We start from the raw sequence: 5,477 nt of genomic DNA on the forward strand, positions 1-5,477 counted from the left end.
ACGACCGTCGTCGTTCCGGCGGAGATGACCGGCACCGTTGACCACCTCGGCAACCTGACCATCCGGACCCACTGAGGAGCCTGGAAATGACCATGCCCGTTCCCGGCTCTGAGATCTTCTCGAGCCGTCCCGTCGACCCCGAGCAGCTGCGCGCCGCCCTGCCGCCCAAGCTGCGCACCCATACCGTGACCCAGGAGCAGATCGACGCGGTCGACCCGCTGACCTACGAGGTGATCCGGCACCGGCTGTGGTCGGTCACCGACGAGATGGGCGAGGCGCTCAAGCGGATGTCCGGATCGCCGATTGTCACCGACGCCAACGACTTCGACTTCGCGATCAGCGACGAGCTGGGGCAGGAGGTCCAGGTCGGGCTGTACAACACCATGCTGGTCGGCGCGGTGGACCTGGCCATCTACTGGACCCTGCGCCACCGCGCGGCCAACCCCGGCATCGCCGAGGGCGACATGTTCCTGTGCAACGACCCGTGGGTCGGCGGCGGGCTGCACCAGAACGACGTCATCGTCTTTCAACCGATCTTCGTCGATGGCGCGCTGTTCGGCTGGACCAGCGCGTTGTGTCACGAGCCGGACCTGGGCGGCGTGGGCCTCGGCTCGTTCAGCCCGGCCGCGCAGGACGTCTTCTCCGAGGCACTGCCGACCCCGCCGGTGAAGGTGGTGCGCGATTTCGAACTGCAACACGACGTGGCCGACCTGTGGGTGCGGCGGTCCCGCGTTCCGATGCTGGTCGGCCTGGACCTCCGAGCCAAGATTGGCGCGAACAACGTCGGGCGGGAACGGCTGCTGGCGGTGATCGAGCAGTACGGCGCGGACACCGTCAAGGCCGTGATGAAGCGGATGATGAACGACGCCGAGAGCCGGCTGCGGGCCAAGCTCACCAGCCTGCCGGACGGCAGGTGGAGCGCCACCGGCTACCAGGACCAGTCGCACGAGGGCGACCGCGGCCTGCACAAGATCACCGTGGCGATGTCGAAGACCGGTGATCACCTCACCTTCGACTTCACCGGCACCGATCCGCAGGCCGGCGTCATCAACTGCACCTACGCTGGCATGCGCGGCGGCGTCATGCTCGCCCTGCTGCCGATCCTGGCCGGGGACATCCCATGGTCGGCAGGCGGGTTGATGCGCTGCTTCGACCTGGTGACCGAGGAAGGCACGCTCAACAACGCCACGTTCCCCGCGGCGGTGAGCCGTGGCCCGATCGGCCCGGCGTGGCTGACCGGCACGCTGGTCGCGGAATGCCTGTCGCGGATGCTGGACCGCTCGGTCGACCTCGGCAAGAACGTGCAGGCGGCGTGCTGCGGCACCTGGGACACCGCGGTGCTGGCCGGGCTGGACCAGCGCGGCCAGCAGCCGGTGCCGTTCCTCACGATCATGATGGAGCCGATGTCCGGCGGATACGGCGCGCGTCCGCACGCCGACGGCATGGACACCGGCGGGCTGTTCTGTATCCCGATGGGACGCATCCCCGACGTCGAGATGACCGAGTTCCTGTATCCGCTGCTGACCCTGTGGCGGCGCGAGGAGCCGGACTCCGGCGGCGCAGGGCGGCACCGCGGTGGGGTCAGCGCGTCGCTGGCGGTCAAGCCGCACGGCACGCACGTGCCGATGGGCCTGGTCCTGGCCGCGGCCGGCAAGGCGGTGGCGCAGAACGCCGGCCTGTCCGGCGGCTACCCGGGTAACACCGGCCACGAGGTGCTGGCTCGCAACAGCACGGCCGACGAGCTGCTGAAGGCCGGGCGTGTGCCGGCGGGCCTGGACGAGCTCGGCGGTGAGCAGGAGCTGGGGCAGTGCTACGCGCAGAGTTATCTCGCCCCCACCGATGTGTTCTTCATGCACTGGCAGGGCGGCGGCGGATACGGCGACCCGGTGCTGCGGGATCCCGACTCGGTTGCCCACGACGTCCGCGAAGGAAAGGTCACCGTCGGCTCGGCCGAGCGGATCTACGGGGTGGCGCTCACCCCGGACGGCGAGGTCGACACCGAGCGCACGACGCAGCTGCGCGACGCGCTGCGCGCCGCCCGCCGGGCCCGGGCCGCACTCGACGACCAGCCGGCCGACGCCAAGCTGGATCTGTCGCGGGCACGCCGGCTGGACGACAACCTGGTCGAGGTCGCGACCGGCGGCCGGCCGGTGGTCGGGTGCGCGCACTGCGGGCAGCACCTGGGCGACTCGCACGCCGACGCCGTGCTGACCCTGGCCCGCTACAGCGGCCCGGCCGCCGACGCCGGCCCGATGCTGACCGCCGACCCGGGCACCTACGTCGATGAGGAGATCGTGTTCCGTCAGTACTACTGCCCGGGCTGCTCGACCGCGCTGTATACCGCGCTGGTTCCGGCCGGCCACCGCGATCACCTGCAGCCGCTCGGCGCGCTGGTTCCGGCCGCGGGTGGGTGAGATGGCCATCCGACGCATCGCGGTCCTCGGCGGCGGACCCGGCGGCCTGTACGCCGCACGCCTGCTCAAACTGGCCGACCCGCGCCGCGAGATCGACGTCTACGAGCAGGGCGAGCCCGGCAAGACGTTCGGATTCGGGGTCGGCCTGGCCTCGCGCACCCAGCGCAACCTGGCCGACGCCGACCCGGACACCATCGCCGAGATCGTCGCGGCCGCCCACGGTCACGGCGTGGAGATGCGGGTGGGATCCCGGACGGCGCGGATCAACCCGGCCAACCTGCTGGCGATCGCCCGCACCAGCCTGCTCGACGTGCTGCGCCGGCACGCCGAGGCGGCCGGGGTACGGGTGCACTTCGGCGGCCGCAAGACCGCGGCCGACCTGGACGCCGACCTACTGATCGCCGCGGACGGGGTGAGCAGCGCGACCCGGGAAGCCGCGGCCGCCGACTTCGGCGCGACGATCGAGGTCGGCGCCGGCCTGTACCTGTGGTGCGGCACCGACTTCGCGTTGCCGACCGCAATGTTCGCCCCGCTGACCACCGAGCACGGCACCTTTGTCACCCACGCCTACCCCTACGCGCCGGACCGCAGCACCTTCCTGATCGAGACCGACGAGAAGACCTGGCGCAACGCGGGTTTTGACGACTCCACCGAGCAAACCCCGTGGGACGCCTCCGACGAGGTGTCGATCGGCTACCTGCAGGAGGCGTTCGCCGAGTACCTGCGCGGGCATCACCTGATCGGCAACCGGACGCGGTGGCTGCGGTTCCGCACAGTGCGCTGCCGCAGCTGGCACCACGGCCGGACGGTCCTGCTCGGCGACGCCGCACACACCGCGCACTACTCCATCGGCTCGGGAACCAAGCTGGCGATGGAGGACTCGATCGCGCTCACCCAGGCGCTGAACCTCGACGGGGACCTTCCCGACCTGCTGGGGCACTACGAGCGGCAGCGTCGGCCCGGCGTGGCCCACCTGCAATCGATCGCGCACCGCAGCCAGCTGTGGTGGGAGTCGTTCCCCACCCGCACCGACCTGCCGGTCGAGCAGCTCACCGTCGCGTACATGACCCGCGCGGGGAAGGTGCCGGTCGACCGGTTCCGGCAGGCGTCGCCGCAGGTGGCGACGGCCGCGCTCGTCCAGTACGCGCAGGTTCCGGCGGCGGATGTCCCGGCGGGCGACGTCGACGACTGGGTGCTCAGCAGACCGCTCGCGCACGGCGGGCGGCGCTTCGGTTCCCGGGTGCTCGCCGCCGACGACCCGCTGCTCCCGCGGCTGGTGCGGCTTGAGTACAACCTTGCCGACGCGTGGGGAGCCGAGGCGGATGCCCTCGCCCAGCGGGCTGCCCGCGACCGGCACGACGGTGCGGCCGGGTTCCTGTTGACCGGGGCCGACGCCCGCGACAGCGTGCTGAACCGGCTGGAGTTCGCCGAACGGCTCCGCCTGCTCACCGGTGCCCTGGTCGTGGTCGAAGCCGCCACCGAGTACCGGGCCGACGTCGTCGCCGGCTTGGTCAGCGGCCGGGTCGACCTCGCTGCGGTGCCTTCGACGGCAGCGCCGAATATGTAACATTAGTGTCCATGAGCGAGAAGCCGGCCCGGGCGGCCGCGAGCGAGAACGGCCAAGGCAGCACCGCGCGGCGGGAACTGGTCGTCAACGAGATCTACGAGCAGGCGACCAGGTTGTTCGCCGAGCGGGGCTTCGCCGGGACGAGCCTGCAGGACATCGCCGACGCGGTGGGGCTCACCCGCCCGGCGCTGTACTACTACGTCAAGGGCAAGGACGAGCTGCTGGCCAAGCTGGTCGCCGAGATCACCGAGGAGTCGGCGGCCAGCATCGGCGCGATCGCCCGCCGCGCCGACCTCGACCCGGCGGCGAAGCTGCGCGCGATCGTGAAGGCGAGCGTGCAACGCCAGGCTGAACACGCCGCGCGGTTCCGGCTGCTACTACTGTCCGAGGCGGAGCTGCCCGCCGAGATCGCCGCGGCGCACGAGGCCGGCAGGCGGGCGGTGCTGAAGTCGATCGCGCGGGTGATCGACGGGGGCGTCGAGGAAGGCGTGTTCCGCCCGGTCGACGCCCGGATCGTCGCGCTCGGCGTGCTCGGCATGAACAACTGGGTCGCGTGGTGGTTCACACCCGACCGCGACCGCATCGAGACGGTCGCCGAGGAGCTGGCCGACCTGGCCGTCGCCTCGTTGCTGAACGCGCCGGACCGGGCCGTCGCCGAACCCGGACCGGCCGGCGTGCTCAAGCTCCTGCGCCACGACCTCGACCGGCTAGAGCGGATGCTCTGACGCTGGACATCCAGCCAGGCAGATCAGTTCAGCCAACTCGACATGGCTGCTCGTCTCATGATCCACGGTGCCTACGCCGATGCCGGGACTTCGCCCGCCATCGCTGGCCGCTGAGTATCGGCGAGACAGACCACCGTCGCCTCTACCGCGGCGGCGCCCGCGGCTCGACACGAACTTGCCGTGCGCTTGGCGATCCGCGGGGCTAGGTCTCGATCGCGCTCATGCCGGCGGTCCACAGGGTCGCGTCAGTCATCACGGTGTCCGCTCGAACACCGCGGCGATGCCCTGACCGCCTCCGATGCACAGCGAGACGACCGCGTAGCGGCCTCCGGTGCGGGCGAGTTCGTGCAGTGCCTTGACGGTGAGGATGGTGCCGGTGGCGCCGACTGGATGCCCGAGGCCGATGCCGCTGCCGTTTGGGTTGGCGCGGTCGGCGGGCAACCCGAGGTCGCGGCTGACCGCCAGGCTTGGGCGGCGAAGGCCTCGTTGACCTCGAACAGGTCGATGTCGTCGATCATGAGCCCGGCCTTGGCCAGGGCCGTGCGGATCGCCGGGACCGGTCCGATGCCCATGTGTCGGGGCTCGACTCCGACGTGGCTGTAGGCGACGAGCCGCCCGATCGGAGTGAGTCCGCGCCGGGCCGCCTCGTCGGAGCCGGTCAATACGACGGCCGCGGCGGCGTCGTTGACACCGGAGGCGTTGCCGGCGGTAACGCTGGCCCCTTCGGCGGTCGCAGTCGGGCGAGGTCGGAGAGGGTGACGTCGTCGCGGA

Annotated in this window: 3 protein-coding genes and 1 pseudogene; 3 read left to right on the forward strand and 1 reads right to left on the reverse strand. The window is 71.2% G+C overall.

Annotation, left to right across the window (positions count from 1 at the left end; genetic code table 11):
- The first annotated feature begins 86 nt into the window (after window positions 1-86).
- Genes DAT37_RS12530 through DAT37_RS12540 form a run of 3 tightly spaced genes read left to right on the forward strand, consistent with a single transcriptional unit; the run spans window position 87 to window position 4,706 of the window.
- A complete protein-coding gene (locus DAT37_RS12530) occupies window positions 87-2,414 on the forward strand; it encodes a hydantoinase B/oxoprolinase family protein (protein WP_109524936.1) in 2,328 nt (775 codons plus the stop codon).
- 1 nt (window position 2,415) lies between these two features.
- Complete coding sequence (locus DAT37_RS12535) at window positions 2,416-3,981, forward strand: FAD-dependent monooxygenase (protein ID WP_109524937.1); 1,566 nt, start codon at window positions 2,416-2,418, stop codon at window positions 3,979-3,981.
- A gap of 11 nt (window positions 3,982-3,992) precedes the next feature.
- Entirely contained in the window at window positions 3,993-4,706 is a 714-nt protein-coding gene (locus tag DAT37_RS12540; RefSeq protein ID WP_109524938.1) for a TetR/AcrR family transcriptional regulator, read from the forward strand.
- Between the two features lie 252 nt (window positions 4,707-4,958).
- On the opposite strand, the pseudogene DAT37_RS46400 reads toward DAT37_RS12540, so the two are convergent.
- A pseudogene (locus DAT37_RS46400) lies at window positions 4,959-5,278 on the reverse strand (hypothetical protein).
- Window positions 5,279-5,477 lie beyond the last annotated feature (199 nt).

It is taken from the genome of Nocardia aurea (assembly GCF_003123685.1).
In the GTDB taxonomy this organism is placed as follows: domain Bacteria; phylum Actinomycetota; class Actinomycetes; order Mycobacteriales; family Mycobacteriaceae; genus Nocardia; species Nocardia aurea.

Excerpts from the sequence above, each read along its gene's own strand:
- DAT37_RS12540 (WP_109524938.1), top strand. The coding sequence starts at position 3,993 with ATGAGCGAGAAGCCGGCCCGGGCGGCCGCGAGCGAGAACGGCCAAGGC.
- DAT37_RS12530 (WP_109524936.1), top strand. The coding sequence starts at position 87 with ATGACCATGCCCGTTCCCGGCTCTGAGATCTTCTCGAGCCGTCCCGTC.
- DAT37_RS12535 (WP_109524937.1), top strand. The coding sequence starts at position 2,416 with ATGGCCATCCGACGCATCGCGGTCCTCGGCGGCGGACCCGGCGGCCTG.